Source organism: Vibrio sp. vnigr-6D03, assembly GCF_002835515.1.
GTDB lineage: Bacteria > Pseudomonadota > Gammaproteobacteria > Enterobacterales > Vibrionaceae > Vibrio > Vibrio penaeicida.
Map to the genome: position 1 here is coordinate 156,618 of NZ_PIZL01000015.1, position 24,505 is coordinate 181,122.

Sequence of the window (24,505 nt, forward strand, 5' to 3'; positions counted from 1 at the left end):
TACTGTTGATTCATACAGTGTCTATACCTGTATGAAAAAATTTCTCGATTGAGCACTTAACTCTTTAGGAGTGCTCACTTTTTTCATCTGTTAGGTACTGTAGCAAAGTCTGCATGGCATGCTCGACTGCGTATTCACGGACTTGAGCGCGATCACCTTCAAAATGACAAGTTTCAACTTTTTTCCATCCTTGCTCTGACATCCAAGCAAAGCAGACAGTCCCTACAGGCTTTTCTTCAGTACCACCACCCGGACCTGCCACACCACTGATTGAGACACCAATAGAGGCCAGAGAATGTTGCAGTGCACCGCTGACCATTTCAATCACCACTGGTTCACTTACCGCACCGTATGACTCAAGGGTTTCCGGCTTGACTGACAGCATCTCCATTTTGGCTTCGTTGCTGTAAGTGACAAACGCCCTATCAAACCAAGCTGAGCTGCCTGCAATATCCGTCATCGCCGTCGCAACTCCACCACCAGTGCACGACTCAGCCGTAGTCATAACGGCTTTATGTCTTTGAAGCGCTTTGCCTAATTGTTGGCTTAATTCTCTTTGAGACACCATATTTCAACCCCATAAAAATGCCCAGAACAACGCTATTCTGGGCATTTTATTTATTCGCAACAACCGTTAATTTTCAAGAGTCTGAGACAGCGCTTCTTTCAGTTCTTGCTCCGCTTTTTCGATAACAGACTGTGCATGCGCACGTTGTTCTCGCCCTTCTTTCACTCTCGAAAGCGTGTTGTTCAGCGTCTCAATGGTCAACTGATTCACGGTTTCTAGCGACTCTAAATCCAAAATGCCACGCTGGTAGTTTTCAGAGATTTGCTCTTCTAGCACTTTCAACTTCTCAGCATTCTTTACGTATTGTTGATTGGTGTAATCTTTAACAGCACGTGTCACCTTGAGGGCTTTCTCTTTTTCGTAGTTAGAAATCGCAATCAAGAATTGGCGCTTCCACAATGGGAATGTGTTGTGCACGATATCCTGAATGTCTTCCATCAGCATCTTATTGCCTTCTTGAGACAAACGAATCTGAGGGGCAGTTTGAATCGCAGCCATTCGAGTCAGTTCAAGGTTGTGTATGCGTTTTTCTAAGCGGGCAACCGCTTGAACCGCATCGCGATGTTTTTGAGCATCCAATGCATCAGACGACTTCTCAGCTTCCACTAATAGGGAAGGAAGCACATCGGAATTCATTTGGTTCAGTTTCCACTTGCCTGCGGCAATGTAGTCATCCAAGCCATTCAATAACGCTAAGTTTTCATCGTAAAGTGTATCGAGACGGCTAATGTCGTGACCTAACTTAAGCTCCTGTGCTTCCAGTTTTCCTGAAAGCTGTTCTAAATGTTGCTTCACCGTATCAAAGCTGTCTGAGAATTTTTTGAACGAATCAAACAGCTCACCGATGAGTGGCAAACTGGAAAGAAAGCTTTTCTCTTTCAAGTAGTCAAACTCTGCGCTGTTCATCGAGCTGACCATTGATTGTAAGATTTCACCTGCTTCACCTGTATCTCTGATACGCACTTGGTCAAGTACGGTATCGGAAAAATTGGTAATGCTTTCCAGTGCTTCTTTACCAAATGTAATAGTAGCAACGCTATCGAACGGGTCGAAATTTTGTGCCAATTCCAGAACCTGAGGACTGAGGGCGTCTTCTGTTGCTTCATCGGTTTTAACCATATCGGTCATTGAGAACTCTCCTTATGCAAGTTCAGGTTGATGGAATGGAAACTTTTGCCAAAGCTGTTCAAACTGCTTTTGATACGGCTTAACAAAGCGCGCGTCATCCGTCAGCGTAATGTCTTCTTCATTGTACTTAGACGCACTGCGAGTCCAGTTGAAACTGCCATTTAACAAGCGAACACCATCGAAAATCGCAAATTTATGATGCATATGATAAGAAGTGGTATCAACCTTCACTTCCACACCTTTCTCCACCAAATAATTCACATCGTTACCCTTATCAAAGATCTTATCGTTGTCTGTCACAACTCGAACTTTTACACCACGTTGATGGGCTTTGATGATGTGCTTCGTCAATTCGTCGTCTGCAATGGTAAAGACGCAGATATCAATCGTGTGACGGGCTTGGTTAAGCTGCTTAATAATCCCTTCCGCACAAGAGCGTCCGGGAGAAAACCAGCACCCAACTAAATCACCACCCGCATCCGATTTTGCGTTATCCAGCACCTTGATGGTCTTTTCAAGCCAACGTACGATGCTGCTTGCATCGGCACCGTCATTGATATTTTGATGAGCCAGTTTAAAACTTTGATTGCGTAGGAATGAGCGATCTTCCTGGTTGAGATCGGCATTACTTAACTTGTCGTTAAGTTCACGTCTCTCAGAATCATCCAAGCGGTGATCTTCAATCGATGACTTAAGCAGTTCATGCAGTTGTTCCCTATTCACCTATTTATCTCCTAATCCTTGAGTGACGCGACTCATTGTTTGGTTAAGCGCGGCAAGTTGTTGTACAACCTGCCCTGCCCTATCTTCAGAATCTCCCATCAACTGGTTCCGCTGATAGCCTTCTCTGATCTCATTCCAGCGAGCTTGTTGCTCTTGTGTCATTCCGCCACGAAGTTCTGCCAATTTCAGCAAATTTTCTTCGGTGCCGTTTGTCAGTGTTTGGGCTTCGCCCTGATAGTGATCTTGCAAAAGTGTTTGAAGTTCTTCTTCGGTCATCACCGATGAGATCTTCTCTGCCAGCTTATTCATGTTTCGATAAGAACCTTGTAACTTAAATGGCGGTTCTACACGGTATTGATCCGCGGTAGCGGCAGATGCGATGTATTGTTGGTTAACTTTAAGTACAGTTTGCTGCACAGTGAGTAGCTTCTGCAAAGTCGATACGATTTCAGAAGACTCAGTCGCAGAGTAGGAGTGAGACATATCACTCAGTGGAATGCCTTCGCCATTCGCCATTCGTACAAAGCGATACAAGTCGTTCAGATCACGAGTCGCAAGTGGAGCAAGAACAGGATGAGAAGTCAGCGAGTTCTCGACAAAACTGAGTTCAAACGCCTCTTTCTGATCCGACAACATGTCACCTAGGTTGTAGATGTCTGCACGGTTTGCCAACATATCTGGGATTCGGAACATATCGCCAGATTCCGTGTACGGGTTACCGGCCATCACGACTGAGAACTTCTTCCCGCGCATATCGTAAGTCTTAGTTTCACCACGCCACGTGCCTTCAATTCGCCTTGTGCCATCACACAGAGATATAAATTTCTGCAAGAATTCGGGATGGGTGTGCTGAATGTCGTCGAGATAAAGAAGAACGTTGTTCCCCATTTCAAACGCGAGGTTGATCTTCTCAATCTCTCGAGCGGCATTTTGATCGGGTGCATCACGAGGATCAAGCGATGTAACTTGATGCCCAATCGACGGACCATTGATCTTCATAAAGACCAAGCCCAACTTATGCGCCACATACTCGATCAAGGTGGTTTTACCATAACCCGGAGGGGAAATAAGAAGTAGCATCCCCATCAAATCGGTACGCTTATTTTCTCCGACCGTGCCCATTTGCTTGGCAAAGTTGTCACCAATCAGCGGAAGATAACTTTCACTGATCAGCTTGTTACGGACAAAAGAGGTAAGCGGCCTTGGTTTGAATTCGCCAAGTCGGAAATCTGATTTCGCTTCTTGCAGCAATTCCGCTCTCTTATTGAGGTACGACTCAAATTGCGGAATCGTAATACTACGGTGAAGTTCACAACGCTGCAGAAAATCGTCTAGAACCAAGCTCAACTTACCTTGCTCTAGATTTCCATGTTCACCCAGTAACCCTTCAACCTCACAAGTCAGTGAAAATTCAACAGGGCTAAGGGAAGGTTCAGGCTGTTCTTTCCAAACTGCTATCGCAGCGGCTTCAACGACAAACGCTTCTCCACGGCTTTGCTGATCTGTGTACGCTGTCAGCCATTGAAGGTGATCTTGCATGCTGACTTCTGGTGCCGCTTTGCTAGAACTCCAGCCCAAGCTGCGGCGGAATTGTAAGTAGTCATCACATAACTCCATCGCATCACGGCTGACTTCAATTCGATCGTCCGATTTGGCTAGGAGCTGAATCAAATAGTCACTGGCATCAGTCAGTACACCACGCCCAAACTGAGCAAGATTGGGCTCCAATTCCTTTTGCAGTTGTTGGTATGCATCGGGCGATTGTAAGTGCGTTTTAAGCAAATTCGCGTTGTTTGCTTTCGCCTTCCAATCAGAAAGATCTTTGCGTTCTTGAGCAATGAGCCACATCCAAGCCGTCGCGCGTTCTTTTTGTCCAAACCGAAGCGATCCAGCTTGTTCAAAAACGGGAAGGAGTTGATTTAGAATCTTTTCCGCGTCGTGATCATGAATGCCTTTGACGTAGCCCTCTTTGTAGCGAGGCGCTGAAAAACGTTGAACCAAACTGAGTAATTGACCCGATTTTCGCGCTGCCAGTAGCGCATCAACATCAAAGTCATCCGCCAAATTCATTGCGGAATGTAAGATCAAATAGGATAAATATTCTGCACGATAGATGGTGTCTGTTTCAGAGGCAACATCCAATTTGGAGATATTTTGCAGTGCAAGGAATTCTTCATCTTCAATAGATTGATAGAAATCCGTTCCAGAGATATGGGTGTTCAGCTCACCAGCGTGCTCCACCAATGTGATGTCCAACGGTTGCTGGTTTACACTGAATCGGTGTTTACCTAGACGTAGAATCTTGCCACCGTCTTCAAAGATGTCTTGGTTATCTCTCAGAGAACGAAGCGATTGGTCTTGCACCGATTTCAGTTTTGCATCAACACTGTCTGCTTTTACGCTGTCACCCAAATCGCGTATAGAGTCCGACAACTGGCGCAACTTCATCACCATGGCGTCTGTTGCAAAATAGCTGTTTAACCCAGCCACATCATCAAATCGAGCGACACGTTTTTCAATACTATTGAAGGTGACATTAGCCGCTTGCAACAAGTTTTGAATCCGGCGCTGCTGAGCGCTCACCAACTGCTGTTTGTGGTTCTCCAGCGTGGACTGGATTTCATCGCGCTTGGTGTAGATTTCTCCAAGAAACTCATCAAAGTCCGCAAATCTGGATTCGAGCTTTTCAAGCTGACCGATTAATTTGGCGAGCTGGTTATCACACTCATCCGGTGTCGTCGCTTGCTCCATGGCACTGTTGACCGATTGTGCAAGTAATTTGAACTGAGCACCAAATTCCGCTTTGGCTTCGTTGCTACGTAAACCGCTATTTTTGTTTCTGAGCTTCGCCGATACCGCATTCAACATAGACGACACTTCAGTAGTCATGTCTAGAATTCGAGTCGACTGTGTCGGATCTTCCGTTTCAATGTCGGTGACTTCTTCTGTCACTAACTGAAGCTCTGAGCGTAGTTGTTCTACCTGTTCTTGAAGGTCTTGAATATCCGACGTTTTTTCTACCGTCTCTAGCTGTTCTTCAACCGATTGGATCTGCTTCTTAAATGGCTGGTAGGCTTTTTCATCTTGCAGTAACTCGAGTAACTGCAGATTCAAATATTGTCGTTGTTCATCCAACGACACTAACAGCTCATCGACCTTCAACGTATTGATGTAATGATGTTGTCGCAGCGCCATGGTGTTACCCACCTGCGCTTTCACTTCGGAAAGAAGCGTTAACAGGCTTGCGGCTTGATCTTTGGGCGCTAGCTTTACTTTGCCAATCAATGCCGTGACGGCTTCAGATTCTTGCTCTAGCGCGTGTAACGCATGGACTTGAAGCTGCTGAACTTTGGCAAATTCATCAATGATTTTATCGGATGTAGACATCACCTCTTGGATGGCATCACCCAGCCCTAATGCATAGTCGTGAGCTAACCAATGGTAATGATCCAATGTTGCCTGACACTGTTTCAGCAACGCTTCGTATGCCGCTTGGGTGACTTCCTCTGTCGACGCAAAATGACAAATCGACAACACCGACGACAAAGCTCGTACTAATTCTGCATTGCCCAGATTAAACAACGGGCTCGATGCATCACTTTTCGCGCTGTGTCGGCTGTAGTAATCCGGGGTTGAATACGGGGTTTCCCATATTCTCATCGGGTGAATCGTAGAAGCTTCTGCGTTTTCAGAAAGTTGGAATACCAATAAACGACCGTCTGGATACAAACTGTAGCCGTGGCTTTCCATTGGTGCAGAAAACTGCTTTTCAATCATGTTGTAGGTATAAACAACGTAATACCCTTTGACCATGTTGAAAAAGATGTACATCAGATCTTCGCCATTCGGAGAGGCTATCTTCTGGAAGAATTTAAGATCCTCCCACGGCATATCGAAATGCTTGCTCTCTCCATTGGCTAAAACAAAGCCATGGGAGTAAAGAATACCGTGCTCTTCAGGCAGTTCTTTTGCACTTACACCTAACGCATCCGCACGTGTCACGGCTTGGTTTAGTGGGTTGTATAGAAAATAGCGTTCTTGCTTTTCTCGATTGGGTAGGACTCTAAGAGCAATCAGATCACCAATAAACGCATAAGCAATACTCGCATCGGCAACACTTTGGTGAGGGTCATCCACCTCTTCGCGGTAGATCCCTTTCCCCTCTTCGGTATTGTCTTCTACTTTGATTGTAAGGTCGCCACCTACACATTCCACAAAAAGCTTATCTTTGATAGAAACGTGAGGGTATTTCCCTAAAACATGATCGTCACGTGTGGTTTCAATCCAGTCGAAGTCATGCTGAGTTGCTGCCTCTAATGAGGTGTGCCCAAGCGAATCAATGTATTCAATAGAGTGCTTGTTCAGTTGGAATCGGAATACTTTGCGATCTTCCGCGCGCATACCAATTTGGAAGGCAATATACAGCGTGCTTTCTTGCCGAGAAATTTGTGCCAATTTGGCATCTTGGTAATAGGTAAACAGCTCGGTGAATTCATGCACAAACCGAGGTTCAGAGAGAAAGCTCTCTTTCAAACTGATGGGTTCTATTCTGAATGTGCCATCATTTTCATGCAGTTGGTAAAGACCAAATACATCTTCTAACGCGGGTTGCGATTTCATGCCGACATGCACTTCGTAACCGAACAACAGTTGCTGGTTAACCTGAGCCATATCGACTGGCACACATCGCGCTTCCGTCTGCACATTCGCTTTGCCGATCAAAGAGAGCTCTTGACCGCCAAAAACCTGCTGACGTTGCTGATTGAATTGTTGAGAAATGTCTTTAAGTTTGCTGCCTTGTTGAGAAAGGCGAGACTTCAGCACCTCGTAGGCACCGCCTTCAGTGACAGCCTGCTGCGTTGTTTCTGACATGCTTATACCTTTAAAACCCACACTTACAGGAAGCAAGTGTGGGTGTTGGACTCAATAGGGGCGATTAAGATTCAGAACTATCAGAGGTATTTACAGTCTGCTGAATTTTCTTCAGAAGTTCTGTTGCACCACCTTGAGAATTCAGTAAGCTCGCCAAAGCTACATTACTTAAGTCACTGCTTTTCAGTTCAGTATTTTCCAGAATGTCTTTGATATCTTGCGGCAAGCTGCGGTCGCCGTTCATGTATTCCGCAACAAGCGGGTTCAAGACTTTCGACTCTTCAAATTTCACATCCATTGACGCAGAATCAATCACAGTGCGTCGAATTTGCTCCATACCGTCGCCACCAAATAGTTTGATGTCTGCGGCTGCCAAGGCTTGTGCCAACGCTTTCGCGCTTTCACTTGAAACGTCTCTTTGAGCATCAATTCGTGCCAGATCCAGCTCTTTCTCTTGCTGAAGCTGCATAACCCACTTGTCGTGTTCACGAGTTTGGTCATCGTATTTCTGAGCCGCTTCAAAACGTGCAGTTTGCGATTCTGCTTCAGCCAGACCTTTCGCGCGTAGTGCGTTCGCTTCGGCTTCACCAGCACTTTGCAATGTGTATGCTTCTGCTTCACCGGTTTCACGTATCGCTTGGGCGCGTTCACGATCCACTTCCACTTGCGCTAAACCAGTTGCACTGATTTCTTCTTTCTCTGCAAGCGCCATGCGCTCTTTCGCAGCGGCTTCACGCTCTTTCAACAAGTATTGCGCTTCAGCTTCTTTCGCGGCGGCTTCTAGTTCTGCTTCCGCTTGACGCTGGCGCACTATTTTTTCTGCATCAGCTTGCTTGGTTGCCACTATATGTGCTGCTTCCGCTTCACGAGTTTTCACCGCTAACTCGTTTTCAGCATCACGAGTTTTCACTTTCAGTTCTGCGTCTTTCTCGATCAATAGACGCTCTGCTTTTTCTTTCGCTGCGTCTTTTTCAGCACGTGCTGCGACGAGTAACTCAAGTTGCTTCGCTTCAGCAACGGCTTCAGCCTCAACCATAGAAACGCGCTTCTTACGGTTAACTTGCTCATTGACACGCAAGTTTTCAGTTTCTTCCTCTTCACGTGCAATCTTTCTTTCAATTTCTACGCGTTGTGAACGAGTTTCAGCGACGGATTTAAGTGCTTCTTCTACAGATGTTTCTTTTTCCATCTCTTTTTGTACCACTTCAGAAGAAGTGCGAACTTTTTCAGTTTCCACCGCACGGCTTAGCTCTTCTTCTTGAATCGCTACCTGACGCTTATTCGCGATACGCGTCATTTCGACTTCCATCTCTACGCTTTCACGTTTCTTAGAGACTTCTTCTTCGGTTTCTAATTTCGCGAGCTGAGAGACACGTTCGTATTCTTGGCGCTTCTCTTCAGAAAGTGCATTTTCTTGCGCTTCAATAATTTCAATTTCGCGCTGAGTACGTGCAATACTTTCTTTTTCTTGCTTGTCCAATTGAAGACGGTTTGCTTCTGCTTCAACGTCTTTTTTCTTGATGGTTGTGCGCTCGTCTTGGCGGATCGCATTGGTTTCCGTGTTCTTCTGAGCAGTGATAGAAGAAATTTTGCGGATACCTTCAACATCTAGAATGTTATCTGGGTTGTGCGCTTCAAGTGATGTTTGGTCAATCTTGTCAATAACAACGTCATAGATTTTGAAACCATCCATTTCGCTACCGATAACCTGTACAACGGCATCACGGAATGTACGTCGGTTGGTTAGCAGCTCTTCAAACTCAAACTGCTTAACCGCTGTTTTCAATGCTTCAGAGAACTTAGGTTGGAAGTGCTCCTTAAGGCGGTCTAGATTAGATGCTTCATTCGCTGTGAAGAGTTTCGCTACGCGAACAATGTCGTCTTCTTCATGGTTAACACCAATATAGAAATCCACTTTCAAGTCTGCGCGGATATTATCGCTACAATGCAAGCCTTCGTATTCCTCGCCTTCTTGGTCTTTACGACCACTGCGAACAACCGAGATTTTTTTACGTGTGATATCCATATATTCGAATCGGTTTACAACCGGCCAAACAAAGGTACCCGTTAGTGATGCTCGTGTTCTGTCGATGCCATTTACGATTAAGGCTTCACCTTCAATTCTGACTTTTTTATAGCGAGAAGTAAGGAAAATAAGAACCAATAAAAATAGCGCAACACCGGCTAATATGAACACCATACTGGGTGATAAAACCATGACCAACTCCTTAAAGGGTTTTAATTGTATTTATGCTTTCGCAACGAAATAGCGCTGCGATTCATTATCTTTAGACACGATGACCACTTCATCGCCATATTGAATATCTTGCTTACTGCTTGCTACCACATCCAACAACACTTCATTGCCGTTATGCAGAATAATGACCTCTCCACCAATATCTTGGCTAACTTGGCTGCTGTGCACTTTTGCTCTGAGCCCAATGTAGTCAATCTTGGCAAAGGCGTTTTCTTTATTAAAAAATGGAGCCAAGGGTTTAAGCAAGATCGATGCTATGTATAAGGCTATGTAAGCAACAACCGGCAATGAAATGGCACCGAAGACAATAGACAGGGTATCGGATAAAGAAGAAAGTAGAATCGTATCGAGGTAGTACTCGATAATCGTTGCGACAAACAGGCTAACGCACAACGCAATAGGCAGTGGAACCTTGGTTAATATGGGAGGCAAAATGAGGCTGCCACCTGTCATATTATCCAAATCAACGATATCCAGTTCACCTAATAAGCCTTCAAATACATCAAAGACCAAATCAATGAGCATGATGACAAAGAAGATGATAAAAGGAATAAAAAAGACGTTCGTCGGAAACGAGAGTAGTACCGACAAAAACAGTTCAAAAGCCATGCGTTTATCCAATTTGTTGTTAGTCACTGCCTAGCCGGGCTAATGCTAACGTTATCTATTTAAGATTTATTTTCAAAACGATACAGAACGACCTATTAAAATAAAAGTCAGTTACAGGGTTTATTGATGCGCTTCAAAAAAATACATTGAATTTATTATCAATGAGAAATTAGTTCAGAATTCATATTTAAGAATTGCTATCCCGTGGAACAAAATCGTGTTCCATTTAAGCTCGCGTTAACATGTATTTTTCTCATCCTGTCTGTTGGATTACAACCAAGCCCAAAACGCCATTGCTTTCTGGCTGGCTGGTTAATATCATTTACGCCACATTTTTGTCTGATAAGACAATCAAAAAGGAAAAACCAGTGACAACCAGCACCGCGACGCAAAAACACACGCCGATGATGCAGCAATACATGAGGCTCAAGGCGGAAAATCCTGACATCTTGCTTTTTTATCGCATGGGGGATTTTTACGAACTCTTTTATGATGATGCAAAGCGGGCGTCTCAGTTACTGGATATTTCTCTGACTAAACGTGGCGCTTCTGGCGGTGAGCCGATCCCTATGGCTGGGGTTCCTTTCCACGCTGTAGAAGGCTACTTGGCAAAACTGGTTCAACTCGGTGAGTCGGTAGCGATATGTGAGCAAATTGGCGACCCTGCCACCAGCAAAGGACCAGTAGAGCGTAAAGTCGTTCGTATAGTGACACCCGGCACCGTCACTGACGAAGCTCTTCTTGCTGAACGAGTCGACAACCTCATTGCCGCCATTTACTACCACAATGATAAGTTTGGATACGCAACGCTCGATATGACGTCTGGTCGTTTTCAACTCATGGAACCCGATACAGAAGAAGCCATGGCGGCCGAACTGCAGCGTACCTCCCCTAAAGAATTGCTTTTCCCCGAGGATTTTGAACCGGTTCATTTGATGGCAAGCCGAAATGGTAACCGCCGTCGCCCTATCTGGGAATTTGAATTGGACACCGCAAAACAGCAGCTTAATCAGCAATTTGGCACGAAAGACCTGGTTGGCTTTGGTGTTGAAAAAGCGGAGTTAGGCTTATGTGCCGCCGGATGCCTGATTCAGTACGTAAAAGACACACAGCGTACTGCTCTGCCACACATTCGATCATTGACCCACGATCGACAAGATCACTCAGTGATCTTAGATGCCGCTACTCGACGTAATCTAGAAATCACTCAAAACTTGGCGGGCGGGTCGGAAAATACCCTCTCGGAAGTGCTTGATTATACGGCAACCGCTATGGGTAGCCGTATGCTCAAACGTTGGCTGCACCAACCGATGCGTCAGTTGGATACCTTGAACCAGCGATTAGATGCGATATCTGAAATAAAAGAGAGCGCACTGTTTGGTGAATTACACCCTGTGTTAAAACAGATCGGCGACATAGAACGAATTTTGGCAAGGCTGGCTATTCGCAGTGCAAGACCACGAGATCTGGCTCGCCTTCGCCATGCGATGCAGCAACTTCCTGAACTTTCAGAGATCCTCGAAAGTGTGGCTCACCCTTACCTTAAAAAGCTTGCCGGTTTTACCTCTCCTCAAGGCGAGCTCTGTGATTTGCTAGAGCGTGCCATAAAAGAAAACCCGCCAGTGGTTATTCGTGATGGCGGTGTGATTGCTCAAGGCTACAGTGCTGAACTCGATGAGTGGCGCGATCTCGCGGATGGCGCAACGGAGTACCTAGAAAGGCTCGAAGCTGAAGAACGCGATCGACATGGCATCGATACACTCAAAGTTGGCTACAACAATGTTCATGGCTTCTTTATTCAAGTGAGCCGTGGGCAAAGCCATCTTGTTCCACCTCACTATGTTCGCAGGCAAACATTAAAAAATGCAGAACGTTACATCATTCCTGAGCTAAAAGAGCATGAAGACAAAGTTCTGAGTTCGAAATCTAAAGCACTTGCGATAGAGAAAAAACTTTGGGAAGAATTGTTCGACCTACTTTTACCTCACCTTGAAGCCATGCAAAACCTTTCCTCTGCATTGTCACAGCTGGATGTTTTGCAAAATTTAGCCGAGAGAGCAGAAAGCCTAGACTATTGCCGCCCGACGTTAAAAGACGAAATTGGCATCCACATTCAGGCTGGTCGTCATCCTGTGGTTGAGCAAGTGATGGATGATCCCTTTATCGCCAACCCGATTGTTCTGGGTGAAGAGCGTAAAATGTTGATCATTACCGGCCCTAATATGGGTGGTAAATCCACCTATATGCGTCAAACTGCGTTAATCACGCTAATGGCACACATTGGTTCTTATGTACCTGCTGAATCCGCTGTTATCGGGTCAACAGATAGAATCTTTACCCGAATTGGCGCATCGGACGATTTAGCCTCTGGTCGCTCAACCTTCATGGTCGAGATGACTGAAACAGCCAATATTCTTCACAATGCCACGGCACGCAGTTTGGTGTTAATGGATGAGATTGGACGCGGAACCAGCACCTATGATGGGTTATCGTTAGCGTGGGCAAGCGCTGAATGGCTGGCAAAAAACATTGGCGCAATGACTTTATTTGCAACCCACTACTTTGAGCTAACCGAACTGCCAAACCAGTTACCAACATTGGCTAACGTACATTTAGACGCCGTCGAGCATGGTGACACTATCGCCTTTATGCATGCAGTTCAAGAAGGTGCCGCGAGCAAATCTTATGGTTTGGCGGTTGCGGGTTTGGCCGGTGTACCAAAAACCGTCATTAAAAATGCGCGCGCCAAATTGAATCAGCTTGAGCAATTGAGCGACCAACAACCTAACTCTCCTAGCCAAGTGGATGTAGCAAATCAATTGAGCCTGATTCCGGAGCCGAGTGATATTGAGTTGGCACTTGCCGATATCGATCCGGATGATCTTACCCCACGGCAGGCATTGGATGCGTTATATCGATTGAAGAAAATGCTGTAACTGAAAAAACGGCTGTAATTGAAGGAGCCGTTGCGATTTGAAACGTAAAAAGGGCGAGAATATTCTCGCCCTTAATATTCATTATTCGAAAGAAAGATTCACCTTGTTTGTTACTCCTCTTTCAATGTCCACGTAACCTGATGCATAGAGACTGTTTCCGGACGCCTCCGCTTTTACATAGTATCGACCGCTGTTGACGACCGCCAAATGACTCATTCTATGGAAGGTTTCTGGCTTATCTACGATATAACCTTCAGACGTAATTGGATATAGGTACATCGTAGCCCCCAATTCTCCGCCACTGTCTAAATGTATCGATTTACCAATTTTCACTTCAGTCAACCCTTTGGGGTTTTTCGCTTTAGATACCGACACCCTGCCAAAATCTGGTGAATGAACGGTTGCCTCGGTAATGTAAAACGACGTCTTCTGAGTAGAACGAGTGTCTGTAACTGCGTTATCCGTAGATGACGAAGAACCACCAAACACCGCATCAATCGTTGAATTGCTAATATCCTTAACAATTTGATTTTGTTGCGTGGAAGAACATCCTGTTAAAACTAAAGCCGATACAATAGTGGGAAGAATTAAACGTTTCATTGAAGTCCTTTGAATCTTTTTATTAATATCGCAAAACATTTTGCTCAAAAATTAAACCCAAATCAAACATACATTCAATGAATACATTAGGAGTGTTAACAAAATAAGACGACTTAGATCCCAAAAATACAAATTCTATGGGCAAACAAAAAGAGCTACCATTGGCAGCTCTTACTTCACATTTCAACGCCTAGTCGTTTTCGACATTAAATAGCGATTCCATGTTCAGACCTTGTTTCACTAAGATCTCTCTTAAGCGGCGAAGCCCTTCTACTTGGATCTGACGAACGCGCTCACGAGTTAGATTGATTTCTCGTCCCACTTCTTCCAAAGTGGATGGTTCATAGCCAAGAAGACCAAAACGTCGTGCAAGCACTTCTTTCTGCTTAGGATTCAGATCATCAAGCCAGTCAATTAAAGAATGTTTTATATCGTCATCCTGCGTACAAACTTCAGGATCAGAGTTATTGATGTCTGGAATGATGTCGAGTAGTGCTTTTTCACTTTCGCCGCCAATTGGCGTATCCACAGAACTGACTCTCTCGTTAAGACGAAGCATCTTACTCACGTCATCAACAGGTTTATCAAGTTTTTGTGCTATTTCTTCAGCCGTCGGTTCGTGATCAAGCTTCTGAGAAAGCTCTCGAGCTGTTCTAAGATAAATATTCAGCTCTTTTACAACGTGAATAGGCAGTCGAATGGTTCTTGTTTGATTCATCAACGCCCGTTCAATGGTTTGACGGATCCACCAAGTGGCGTAAGTTGAGAATCGGAAACCTCTCTCTGGATCAAATTTCTCTACTGCACGGATTAAACCTAAATTACCTTCTTCGATAAGATCGAGTAGTGCAAGACCACGGTTACCGTAACGGCGTGAAATTTTCACAACTAATCGCAGGTTACTTTCGATCATTCGTTTGCGGGCAGCTTTGTCACCGCGAAGTGCGCGACGCGCATACAAAACTTCTTCTTCGGCGGTAAGCAGTGGAGAAAAACCAATCTCTCCTAGGTAAAGTTGAGTGGCATCTAAGCTTTTCGACGTGACTTCAAAGTCTTCTTTTTGCTCAGATTGTTTTTCAGGTGTCAGAGCTCTTGTTTCTGCGGAAGGTTGTTCCATTGCAACCGCTTCAACTTCAAACTCTTCTTCGACTTTCGTTACTGCATTGCTGATACTCATAGTGCCTCCCCCTGGCGAGTTCGCAAGACATTACTACTATCAATGTCGTTGAATTGTAACTAGGGCAAGTAGCGCTTAGGATTCACTGACTTTCCCTGATAGCGAATTTCGAAGTGTAGACGAACACTGTTGGCGCCAGATGAACCCATTGTTGCGATTTTCTGACCAGCTTTTACACTTTGTCCTTCTTTTACTAGCAAGCGTTCATTATGGGCATAAGCACTGAGGTAGTTGTCATTATGTTTGACGATGACAAGATTGCCATATCCGCGCAGCGCGTTACCTGAATAAACGACTGTTCCTTCCGCAGTAGAGACTATGGATTGACCTCGCTGTCCCGCAATGTCTATCCCTTTATTTCCCTGCTCTCCTGTGGAAAAACCTTTTGTGATTCGACCCTTAGTAGGCCATAACCACTTAGAAATCTTAGTATTATTCTTTTTTGTTGTCTTAACAGGTTTGTTAACAACCTGTTTACTTTTATTTTCAACATACTCCTTTGATCTGGATTGATCAAGCTTCTTTGTTGATTCTTTTTTAACCTGTGACTTTTCTTTCTTTTTCGGCTCACTCGCTTTTGATTTGGGAACACTAGCAGCTGTCGCTGTGGCAGCCCCTGCTGTCGCCACCGTTGCTGCCGATGCGGTTGTCGCTGCCGCTACTTTAACGGAATCAGAACCCGAGCCGGCTAAATCTGGTGCGATATAAGCAGGTTGCCACAGTCGGATTTTTTGACCGGGGTGAATCGTGTAGGGAGAGGAAAGTCTATTGTATTTAATGAGTTGATTAACATCTTTGCCCGTGACATAAGCAATGAAATATAGGGTGTCACCTTTTTCGACTTCGTAATAGCTACCGCGATAGCTGCCACGTTCTACTTGCTCGTAATTCTTCCCTAGGCTAGAAACCGGTGCAGGGCTGTGCGCTGCACACCCTACCAGTGTAGTAGCGAGAATTATTTGAAAAAGCGAAGCTGTTATTTTCAGTGACACTCAATACCCTTTAAGCTAAATCACCCGCAACCAATGGTACAAATCTAACCATTTCAATTACTTCTGTAACTATCTCATTGTTAAGTTTTTGTACTTTTATCAAAGTTTGTTCGGCTTCGCCGACAGGGATCACTAAGATCCCCCCTTCATCTAACTGGTCCACTAGCGCTGTTGGTACTTCACTGGCTGCGGCTGTAACAATAATGGCATCAAATGGGGCTTTTGCTGCCCATCCTTTCCAACCGTCACCATGTTTGGTCGAAACATTATAGATATCCAGTTGTTTCAACCTGCGCTTCGCATCCCACTGCAACGATTTAATACGCTCAATAGAATAGACATGATCCACCAGTTGGGCCAATACTGCAGTTTGATAGCCAGATCCCGTGCCCACCTCAAGTACTCTACTGTCAGTACGGAGGTTTAGGAGTTCAGTCATTTTTGCCACAATGTAGGGCTGAGAAATGGTCTGTCCTGCTCCAATGGGCAACGCGTTGTTATCGTAAGCCTGATGCATCATTGCTTGCGAAACAAAAGACTCTCTGGGCAATCGTCGAATAGCATCCAATACATTGATATCTTGGATACCCATTCCCTGCAAAAATTCAATTAATTTATTGGCTTGTGGATGACTCATCTACCTATTCCCCTTTAACCAATGCTCCATGCTTGGTAAAGATTCATGCGCCGTCAAGTCTACTTGCAGCGGCGTTATAGACACTAATCGATTTGAAATTGCATGGAAATCGGTTCCTTCCCCTGCATCCTGTTCTTTTCCAGGAGGGCCTAACCAATAAATTTCATGTCCTCTTGGGTCCTTTTGCTTAATCATGTCTTCGGCATGATGGCGAGCGCCTAACCTTGTTACTTCGAAAGGCTCAAGATCATGAATCGGAATGTCGGGAACATTCACATTAATCAGTCTATTGGTCGGAATAGGATGGATAAGATGCTGCTCAACTAATTGTTTTGCGACATGTGCAGCCGTTTCAAAATGATGTTTACCCGCCAACGATATTGCTATCGACTGAACCCCAAGAAAGTGCCCCTCCATCGCTGCTGCGACGGTTCCTGAATACAGAACATCGTCACCTAAGTTCGCACCATGGTTTATCCCAGAGACAACAAGATCAGGCTTATCCTCTTTCAATAATTCATTCAACGCAAAGTGCACGCAGTCCGTTGGTGTTCCTTGCACTGAATACACGTTTTTTTCTAGTTCAATAACTCGTAAGGGTGTTTCAAGCGTCAGGGAATTGGACGCACCGGAACGATTCCGATCTGGAGCAACAAGAATAACGTCAGCAATATCTGACAGTGCACGCTTTAGTTCATGTATGCCTTGAGCATGAACACCATCATCATTGCTCAATAATATTTTCATCTATATCTCTACCCAATACCGAAAGGGTTAATACTCTACGAAGATTATGCGCTTTTAAGGTTATGTACTTTCTATGTTAAGTGCTTTCTAGATTAAGTAACCTGAACTCGGGATAAGAGGTTAGCGAACCCAATAAAATAAATAAAATTTTATATCGAGACATTCTAATGAGAAATTTTCACTTAAGACAAGGCGAAACCACGAACCAATAACGGGTTATTGGGAGAGGGTTCAACGCAGTATTCAGTGAAAAGAGCCATTAGAAGGCAAGTTGTTATCCCGAGTTCAGGTTAAGTACTAAGAAGGCGAAAACTGACGCTCTTCTTCCTCAGCATTCACCAATTCACGCATAATAGAAGTAGCAAAACATCCGGAAGGTAACCAGAATTTGAGTGCGATCTCATTATCCTGTACATCCCACGCTAATTCTTTAGGGAAAAGCTGCACTGCCCGACGTTCATGTCGCATTCTGTTGCCGCGAATAAGTGCCATCAAATCAGGCTCAGCATCCAAACAAGGCTGCTCTAAATCCAATGTTGCATCGGATGTTGGCAGTGCATTATCACCGGCCATTGCCGCTGTTATTTCGGCTTTTCCGTTAGAGACAAGTTGCTCGCTGTCTGCAAAGTTGTCCTCTGTCACTTTAAGCGTGCCTTCTGTATTTAAAAGGATGTCGCCAATCAGTGGAGATTGCCACACGCCCGATTCAATTCGCTTGGAAAGAATGTGATTGAATATCCACGAGCGTGCACTAGAAAGATACAAGCTGCGCTTGTTTTGATTGCGAGTACGGACATTTTCTCGTCCCCAGCGTCGAGCCTCTTCTACGTTGTTCCCATCACGTCCGAAACGTTGCGCACCAAAATAGTTTGGCACACCATGGCGAGCAACATTCTCCAAGCGCGATATCACACTCGGAATATCCGTCACCTGAGTCAGTGTTATCTCAAAGAAATTACCTTTCAAATCACCCGGTCTTAATTTTTTGTTATGGCGGGTTATATCGAGAATTTCGATGCTGGGATACTGCGTTAAAAATGCAGAAAAGTCGGGAGTATCGCCTTTGGGCAAATGGACACTTAACCATTGTTCAGTCACGGCATGTCTATCTTTTAAGCCTGCCCAGCTGACGTCTTTTGATTTCACGCCACATGCTTTAGCTAATTCATTCGCAACAAAACTGGTATTTTCACCTGTTTTTCGGATGAGCAGCATTAAGTGCTCTCCAGCACCTGTAAATGAAAAACCCAAGTCTTCTTTCACAACAAAATGTTGCGGCTGTGCTTTTAGCTTTGCCTCGGATTGAGGCTTTCCATTCGAATACGCAAATGGGGCGAGAATATCGTTCATAATTTACTTCTTGATGATTAAAGCCACTGCTTCTGTCGCAATGCCTTCTTTTCTACCAGTAAAACCAAGACGTTCAGACGTCGTCGCTTTCACATTAACGTTGCTGATATCAGTTTCTAGATCTTCCGCTATGGATTCACACATTGCGTTAATGTGAGGTGCCATTTTAGGTGCTTGAGCAATTATCGTGACGTCGACGTTGCCAATGATATAGCCTTTTTCTTTAACTAGGCGGTATACGTCTCGCAACAATGCACGGCTATCTGCACCTTTCCATTTATCATCGGTATCAGGAAAATGACGACCAATATCACCTTCCGCGATAGCACCAAGTAATGCATCGGATAGAGCGTGAAGCGCCACGTCACCATCGGAGTGAGCAACAAGGCCAAATTCGTAAGGCACCTTGACCCCACCAATGATAACCGGTCCTTCACCACCAAATTTATGCACGTCGAAACCGTGTCCAATTCGAATCATTTTGTGTTCCTTAATCATTCCGGTTCAGATAGAACTCAGCGAGTGCTAAATCTTCTGGTTGAGTAATCTTAATGTTGTCAGAGCGACCTGTTACTAATAGAGGTTGATAACCACATCGCTCCATAGCCGAGGCTTCATCTGTAATAAGCGCACCTTGTATAAGTGCCTCATTAAGAACCTCTTGCAACTTTTTACAGCGAAACATTTGTGGTGTTAGCGCATGCCAAAGGTTTTCACGTTCCACTGTATTTTTAATATGTTTGCTAGCATCGCTGCGTTTCATGGTGTCTTTGACAGGCGCAGCCAAAATACCGCCAACAGCGTGTTCTTTACATGCCGCTATAAGCTTATCAATATCACTAAGTGTGATACATGGACGCGCGGCATCATGTACCAGAACCCACTCGTTTTGTGCAAAGTGAGTATTTATATGATTCAATCCAGAAAGAACCGAGTCGGCTCTCTCAACGCCACCCGCTACTCGTGTTATTTTCGAGAGTTCCGCAATAGCAAGGTCAGAAAAATACTCATCATTTTCGCTCACTGCTATCACGATATGCTTGATCTGTGGATGAGAGAGAAGAAGGCGAACCGTGTGCTCTAGTATGGTTTGAGTACCAATGGTGAGATATTGTTTTGGGCAATCTGCTTGCATGCGGCTACCAACACCTGCCGCTGGAACGATGGCTATCACACCATCTGCATGAGAACCTGTTTGAGAATCTGTTTTTGTCATTACTTTATCTGATTATCTGGAACTGCTTTCTTCGCCAATAATACGGAAGAAAGTTTCGTCATCTTTAATTAACCCTAGCTCATTTCGAGCTCGTTCTTCGATGGCATCCAAACCTTGGCGAAGATCATCAATTTCCGCGAACATTTCTTGGTTGCGTTGACGCAGCTTCTCATTCACATCTTCTTGGATGGCGATGTCTCTTTGAGTTGACGCCAGATCTAGTTCGCCATTCTTGCTGAACCAAACAGCATATTGCAAAGCAATCAGTAATCCGACTAAGACTATGGCAAAGAATCGCATGGTGTCATCCAAGAAAAAAACGTAGGGACATATATACCATATTCAGGCGGTTAGAGCGAAGAGAACGGCAGAGGTTTGGTCAAGCAGATACAAAAATGCCCCGCATATGCGAGGCATTTTTTAAAGCATGAAAGCTAAGCGTTTAATTCAGTGAAGAATTAAGCTTGACCTTTAACTTCTTTAAGACCGTTGTAAGGTGCTTTTTCACCTAGAGCTTCTTCGATACGAATTAGCTGGTTGTACTTAGCAACACGGTCAGAACGGCTCATAGAACCAGTCTTGATTTGACCTGCAGCAGTACCTACCGCTAGATCAGCGATAGTTGCGTCTTCAGTTTCGCCAGAACGGTGAGAGATTACAGCTGTGTAACCTGCATCTTTAGCCATCTTGATTGCAGCTAGAGTCTCAGTTAGAGAACCGATTTGGTTGAACTTGATAAGGATAGAGTTAGCAACGCCTTTCTCGATACCTTCCGCTAGGATCTTAGTGTTAGTAACGAACAGATCGTCACCTACTAGTTGAAGCTTGTCACCTAGTAGTTCAGTTTGGTGCTTGAAGCCAGCCCAATCAGACTCGTCAAGACCGTCTTCGATAGAAACGATTGGGAATTGGTTAGCTAGCTCAGCTAGGTAGTGGTTGAACTCTTCAGAAGAGAAAGTCTTACCTTCGCCTTTCATGTTGTAGATGCCAGCGTCTTTGTCGAAGAACTCAGATGCAGCACAGTCCATAGCTAGAGTTACGTCTTTACCTAGCTCGTAACCAGCATTAGCAACAGCTTCTGCGATAACTTCTAGTGCTTCAGCGTTAGACTTAAGGTTAGGAGCGAAACCACCTTCATCACCAACTGCAGTGCTGTAGCCTTTAGACTTAAGAACTTTAGCAAGGTTGTGGAATACTTCAGCACCTACACGTAGCGCTTCTTTAAGAGTCTTAGCACCAACTGGCTGGATCATGAACTCTTGGATGTCAACGTTGTTATCTGCGTGCTCACCACCGTTGATGATGTTCATCATTGGTAGAGGCATAGAGAATTGACCAGGAGTGCCGTTAAGCTCAGCAATGTGCTCGAACAAAGGCATGCCTTTCGCTGCAGCTGCTGCTTTAGCATTCGCTAGAGAAACCGCTAGGATAGCGTTAGCACCGAACTGAGATTTGTTCTCTGTTCCGTCTAGGTCGATCATGATGCCGTCAACGTCAGCTTGAGCTTTCGCGTCTTTGCCCACTAGAGCTTCAGCGATTGGGCCGTTTACAGCGTCAACTGCTTTAAGAACACCTTTACCTAGGAAACGTGCTTTGTCACCGTCACGCAGCTCAAGAGCTTCGCGAGAACCAGTAGATGCGCCTGATGGTGCAGCCGCCATACCTACGAAACCGCCTTCTAGGTGTACTTCAGCTTCTACAGTTGGGTTACCACGTGAGTCGATGATTTCACGACCTAGAACTTTAACGATCTTAGACATTAATGTTTCCTCTCGTTCAAATATAAATGTCAAATTTAAAGGGTAGCCGCACTGCGTTCGCGACTACCCGTATCCTTTTACTTCTCTAATTCGTCACGCTGGAATTCACCAGCCGCTTTTACGAAACCTGCGAATAGTGGGTGACCATCGCGAGGTGTTGAAGTGAACTCTGGGTGGAATTGAGCCGCTACAAACCATGGGTGAGCTGGGTTCTCAATCACTTCGACCAGTTTCTTGTCTGCTGACAAACCAGATACTTTTAGACCTGCTTTTTCGATTTGTGGACGAAGATTGTTGTTCACTTCATAACGGTGACGATGACGCTCATGAATCGTTGCGCTACCGTACATTTCACGTGCTTTTGTCCCTTTCGCTAAGTGACATAGCTGTGAACCAAGACGCATAGTACCACCAAGATCTGAAGTTTCGGTACGTTCTTCAACTTTACCTTCACCGTCAACCCACTCAGTGATCAAACCTACCACAGGGTACTGTGTCTCTTTGTTAAATTCTGTTGAATGCGCACCTTCCATACCCACGACATTACGCGCGTATTCGATCAATGCGACTTGCATACCCAAACAAATACCTAGGTAAGGTACGTTGTTTTCACGTGCATACTGCGCTGCACGGATTTTGCCTTCGATGCCACGATCGCCAAATCCACCAGGAACCAAGATAGCATCCAAACCTTCAAGCGCTTCTTCACCTTTGGTTTCGACGTCTTGAGAGTCGACGTATTTGATTTTCACGCTTAGGCGATTCTTAAGACCTGCGTGTTTCAGCGCTTCGTTCACCGATTTGTAGGCATCAGGAAGTTCGATGTACTTACCCACCATGCCGATAGTAACTTCTGCAGTTGGGTTCGCTTCTTCGTAAATAACCTGTTCCCATTCAGACAAATCCGCTTCTGGAGCATCTATGCCAAAACGAGTACACACAAGATCATCAAGACCTTGAGCTTTAATTAACTGAGGAATCTTGTAGATAGAATCTACGTCTTTCATCGAGATAACCGCTTTTTCCGACACATTACAGAAAAGGGCAATCTTCTTACGCTCGTTTGCAGGAATGATACGATCACTACGGCAAACAAGAATGTCTGGCTGGATACCGATAGACAGCAGCTCTTTAACAGAATGCTGAGTCGGTTTGGTTTTCACTTCGCCCGCTGCTGCAAGGTATGGTACAAGAGTCAGGTGCATAAACATTGCACGCTCACGACCTAATTCCACAGCTAGCTGACGAATGGCTTCCATAAACGGTAGAGATTCAATATCGCCTACTGTGCCACCCACTTCAACGATAGCCACATCGTGACCTTCAGAACCTGCAATTACGCGGTCTTTGATTGAGTTGGTGATGTGAGGGATAACCTGAATCGTTGCACCCAAGTAATCGCCGCGACGTTCTTTACGTAGAACATCTGCATAAACACGACCTGCAGTAAAATTGTTACGCTTAGTCATCTTGGTGCGAATGAAACGCTCATAGTGACCAAGGTCTAGGTCTGTCTCTGCGCCATCTTCCGTGACGAACACTTCACCATGCTGAGTAGGGCTCATTGTGCCTGGATCAACGTTGATGTAAGGGTCAAGCTTCATCATAGTCACTTTAAGACCACGAGCTTCAAGAATAGCGGCCAAAGAAGCTGCTGCAATACCTTTACCTAGAGAGGATACAACCCCACCAGTAACAAAAATGTAATTTGTCGTCATGTTTAACCTGAAATTGGTTGAATGAGGGAAATGGAATTCTTCTGGACGGGATGCAAATATACCAGAAGGCCGTTACCGCCACAACGTGAAACTTATCACACTCAATATTTTTATTTTTTGCTTCAAATCAAATCAGCAAACTTCAATACGTTAGATAACTTTACGTGCTACTGCAAAAGAAATTCGTGTTTTTCAGTATTGGTAGAACCAGTGAATTATCCGCTTTTTCTTTTTTCATCCACTTTAACTTCGTCCCAAAGCGTATCGAGTTCGTCAAGAGAACACTCTCCAAGGACCTTACCTTCCGCTCGTACTTTCTCTTCCACCAGCCTGAAGCGGCGTTCAAATTTAGTGTTGGCTTTGCTGAGCGCAGATTCAGGGTTTGCGTTCAAATGACGAGAGAAATTGACTACAGCAAAGAGTAAGTCACCCAATTCCTCTTCCACTAAATTTTGATCAGGCGTGACTTGCAGCGCTTCTTCCATGACCTCATAGATTTCTTCTTGAACCTTATCAACGACGGGACCTAACGTTTTCCAGTCAAATCCGTATTGGGCGCATTTTTTCTGAATTTTGTTTGCACGGGACATCGCGGGTAAAGACGAAGGCACAGCGTCGAGAATGCTTTCTTCAGAGATGCCTTTCTCCGCTTTTTCCTTGGCTTTCTCTTGCTCCCAATTCGCATTGATTTCAGCGTCGCTGGCAAATTCTGCATCTGAAAAAACATGTGGATGACGTCGAGTCAGTTTTTCATTCACACCTTCTACGACATCATCAAAATCGAACAAATCTTGCTCTTTTGCCAATTGACTGTAGAAGATGACCTGAAACAGCAAATCACCCAACTCTTCTTTCAAGTTGCTCCAATCACGCTTATGAATGGCATCCACCACTTCGTACGTTTCTTCAATGGTGTGAGGCACAATAGTGTCAAAGTCCTGCTTCAAGTCCCAAGGACAGCCCCCATCAGGATCTCTTAGTTGTTCCATAATTTGCTTAAGCTGTTCAATTGGATGACTCATTTCTCTACCCTTTAAATTTAAACTTTCTAAACTAGTAAATAATTGAACAAAAAAAGGTGAGTAGCATAACCACTCACCTTTATTTTTCATTCTTCCCGTACTTTAGAGAAAGACTACTTTCATTTTTACTAAGTAGTTGGTTCTTCTAACAAGGCGGTAATCTTGTAAGTCTCCTGAACATAGCTCGCCTATG

The 24,505-nt window shown here is 44.7% G+C and carries 19 protein-coding genes; 1 reads left to right on the plus strand and 18 read right to left on the minus strand.

Annotated elements, in window-relative coordinates; translation table 11 throughout:
* Positions 1-64 precede the first annotated feature (64 nt).
* From pncC to CW749_RS12680, 6 genes are all read right to left on the minus strand, one after another.
* Positions 65-568 carry a nicotinamide-nucleotide amidase gene (pncC, locus tag CW749_RS12655; RefSeq protein ID WP_101112500.1) on the minus strand — a complete coding sequence of 168 codons (504 nt, stop codon included), beginning with the start codon at positions 566-568 and terminating at the stop codon, positions 65-67.
* A 66-nt stretch (positions 569-634) separates the two neighbouring features.
* Positions 635-1,696 (minus strand): toxic anion resistance protein, encoded by a 1,062-nt coding sequence (locus CW749_RS12660; protein ID WP_101112501.1) that lies wholly within the window; start codon positions 1,694-1,696, stop codon positions 635-637.
* Between the two features lie 12 nt (positions 1,697-1,708).
* The gene (locus CW749_RS12665; protein WP_101112502.1) at positions 1,709-2,419 is read right to left on the minus strand and encodes a phospholipase D-like domain-containing protein; all 711 of its coding nucleotides are present in this window, start codon (positions 2,417-2,419) and stop codon (positions 1,709-1,711) included.
* On the minus strand, positions 2,420-7,291 hold the full coding sequence (locus CW749_RS12670; protein WP_101112503.1) for a DNA repair ATPase: 4,872 nt from the start codon (positions 7,289-7,291) through the stop codon (positions 2,420-2,422).
* 64 nt (positions 7,292-7,355) lie between these two features.
* Positions 7,356-9,509 (minus strand): peptidase, encoded by a 2,154-nt coding sequence (locus CW749_RS12675; protein ID WP_101112504.1) that lies wholly within the window; start codon positions 9,507-9,509, stop codon positions 7,356-7,358.
* Between the two features lie 30 nt (positions 9,510-9,539).
* A complete protein-coding gene (locus CW749_RS12680; protein ID WP_101112505.1) occupies positions 9,540-10,157 on the minus strand; it encodes a DUF1449 family protein in 618 nt (205 codons plus the stop codon).
* 404 nt (positions 10,158-10,561) lie between these two features.
* Here CW749_RS12680 and mutS point away from each other — a divergent pair, with 404 nt between their 5' ends.
* Entirely contained in the window at positions 10,562-13,093 is a 2,532-nt protein-coding gene (mutS, locus tag CW749_RS12685; protein WP_101112578.1) for a DNA mismatch repair protein MutS, read from the plus strand.
* 81 nt (positions 13,094-13,174) lie between these two features.
* Here the strand turns inward: mutS and CW749_RS12690 are convergent, their stop codons facing one another.
* The 12 genes from CW749_RS12690 to mazG all read right to left on the minus strand — a co-directional run bounded on the left by CW749_RS12690 (position 13,175) and on the right by mazG (position 24,312).
* Positions 13,175-13,693 (minus strand): hypothetical protein, encoded by a 519-nt coding sequence (locus CW749_RS12690; protein WP_101112506.1) that lies wholly within the window; start codon positions 13,691-13,693, stop codon positions 13,175-13,177.
* A gap of 190 nt (positions 13,694-13,883) precedes the next feature.
* The gene (gene rpoS, locus CW749_RS12695; RefSeq protein WP_101112507.1) at positions 13,884-14,870 is read right to left on the minus strand and encodes an RNA polymerase sigma factor RpoS; all 987 of its coding nucleotides are present in this window, start codon (positions 14,868-14,870) and stop codon (positions 13,884-13,886) included.
* A gap of 59 nt (positions 14,871-14,929) precedes the next feature.
* Positions 14,930-15,856, minus strand: coding sequence for a peptidoglycan DD-metalloendopeptidase family protein (locus CW749_RS12700; protein WP_237322438.1), 927 nt, complete (start codon positions 15,854-15,856; stop codon positions 14,930-14,932).
* 16 nt (positions 15,857-15,872) lie between these two features.
* On the minus strand, positions 15,873-16,499 hold the full coding sequence (locus CW749_RS12705) for a protein-L-isoaspartate(D-aspartate) O-methyltransferase (protein WP_101112509.1): 627 nt from the start codon (positions 16,497-16,499) through the stop codon (positions 15,873-15,875).
* Positions 16,500-17,246: a 5'/3'-nucleotidase SurE gene (gene surE / locus CW749_RS12710; protein WP_101112510.1), complete on the minus strand. Its 747-nt coding sequence runs from the start codon at positions 17,244-17,246 to the stop codon at positions 16,500-16,502.
* A 297-nt stretch (positions 17,247-17,543) separates the two neighbouring features.
* Positions 17,544-18,596: a tRNA pseudouridine(13) synthase TruD gene (gene truD / locus CW749_RS12715; RefSeq protein ID WP_101112511.1), complete on the minus strand. Its 1,053-nt coding sequence runs from the start codon at positions 18,594-18,596 to the stop codon at positions 17,544-17,546.
* Positions 18,597-18,599: 3 nt separating this feature from the next.
* Positions 18,600-19,076 (minus strand): 2-C-methyl-D-erythritol 2,4-cyclodiphosphate synthase, encoded by a 477-nt coding sequence (ispF, locus tag CW749_RS12720; protein WP_101112512.1) that lies wholly within the window; start codon positions 19,074-19,076, stop codon positions 18,600-18,602.
* A gap of 10 nt (positions 19,077-19,086) precedes the next feature.
* The gene (ispD, locus tag CW749_RS12725) at positions 19,087-19,812 is read right to left on the minus strand and encodes a 2-C-methyl-D-erythritol 4-phosphate cytidylyltransferase (protein ID WP_101112513.1); all 726 of its coding nucleotides are present in this window, start codon (positions 19,810-19,812) and stop codon (positions 19,087-19,089) included.
* 12 nt (positions 19,813-19,824) lie between these two features.
* Positions 19,825-20,112 (minus strand): cell division protein FtsB, encoded by a 288-nt coding sequence (gene ftsB, locus CW749_RS12730; RefSeq protein ID WP_101112514.1) that lies wholly within the window; start codon positions 20,110-20,112, stop codon positions 19,825-19,827.
* A 158-nt stretch (positions 20,113-20,270) separates the two neighbouring features.
* On the minus strand, positions 20,271-21,572 hold the full coding sequence (gene eno / locus CW749_RS12735) for a phosphopyruvate hydratase (protein ID WP_101112515.1): 1,302 nt from the start codon (positions 21,570-21,572) through the stop codon (positions 20,271-20,273).
* Positions 21,573-21,649: 77 nt separating this feature from the next.
* A complete protein-coding gene (locus CW749_RS12740; RefSeq protein WP_101112516.1) occupies positions 21,650-23,290 on the minus strand; it encodes a CTP synthase in 1,641 nt (546 codons plus the stop codon).
* Between the two features lie 215 nt (positions 23,291-23,505).
* Positions 23,506-24,312: a nucleoside triphosphate pyrophosphohydrolase gene (gene mazG / locus CW749_RS12745; protein WP_101112579.1), complete on the minus strand. Its 807-nt coding sequence runs from the start codon at positions 24,310-24,312 to the stop codon at positions 23,506-23,508.
* Between the last annotated feature and the right edge of the window lie 193 nt (positions 24,313-24,505).

Bases quoted from the DNA above. Each gene is read 5' to 3' on its own strand.
- pncC (WP_101112500.1), bottom strand. From the start codon at position 568: ATGGTGTCTCAAAGAGAATTAAGCCAACAATTAGGCAAAGCGCTTCAA.
- CW749_RS12660 (WP_101112501.1), bottom strand. From the start codon at position 1,696: ATGACCGATATGGTTAAAACCGATGAAGCAACAGAAGACGCCCTCAGT.
- CW749_RS12670 (WP_101112503.1), bottom strand. From the start codon at position 7,291: ATGTCAGAAACAACGCAGCAGGCTGTCACTGAAGGCGGTGCCTACGAG.
- CW749_RS12675 (WP_101112504.1), bottom strand. From the start codon at position 9,509: ATGGTTTTATCACCCAGTATGGTGTTCATATTAGCCGGTGTTGCGCTA.
- CW749_RS12680 (WP_101112505.1), bottom strand. From the start codon at position 10,157: ATGGCTTTTGAACTGTTTTTGTCGGTACTACTCTCGTTTCCGACGAAC.
- mutS (WP_101112578.1), top strand. From the start codon at position 10,562: ATGATGCAGCAATACATGAGGCTCAAGGCGGAAAATCCTGACATCTTG.
- CW749_RS12690 (WP_101112506.1), bottom strand. From the start codon at position 13,693: ATGAAACGTTTAATTCTTCCCACTATTGTATCGGCTTTAGTTTTAACA.
- rpoS (WP_101112507.1), bottom strand. From the start codon at position 14,870: ATGAGTATCAGCAATGCAGTAACGAAAGTCGAAGAAGAGTTTGAAGTT.
- CW749_RS12705 (WP_101112509.1), bottom strand. From the start codon at position 16,499: ATGAGTCATCCACAAGCCAATAAATTAATTGAATTTTTGCAGGGAATG.
- surE (WP_101112510.1), bottom strand. From the start codon at position 17,246: ATGAAAATATTATTGAGCAATGATGATGGTGTTCATGCTCAAGGCATA.
- truD (WP_101112511.1), bottom strand. From the start codon at position 18,596: ATGAACGATATTCTCGCCCCATTTGCGTATTCGAATGGAAAGCCTCAA.
- ispF (WP_101112512.1), bottom strand. From the start codon at position 19,076: ATGATTCGAATTGGACACGGTTTCGACGTGCATAAATTTGGTGGTGAA.
- ispD (WP_101112513.1), bottom strand. From the start codon at position 19,812: ATGACAAAAACAGATTCTCAAACAGGTTCTCATGCAGATGGTGTGATA.
- ftsB (WP_101112514.1), bottom strand. From the start codon at position 20,112: ATGCGATTCTTTGCCATAGTCTTAGTCGGATTACTGATTGCTTTGCAA.
- eno (WP_101112515.1), bottom strand. From the start codon at position 21,572: ATGTCTAAGATCGTTAAAGTTCTAGGTCGTGAAATCATCGACTCACGT.
- CW749_RS12740 (WP_101112516.1), bottom strand. From the start codon at position 23,290: ATGACGACAAATTACATTTTTGTTACTGGTGGGGTTGTATCCTCTCTA.
- mazG (WP_101112579.1), bottom strand. From the start codon at position 24,312: ATGAGTCATCCAATTGAACAGCTTAAGCAAATTATGGAACAACTAAGA.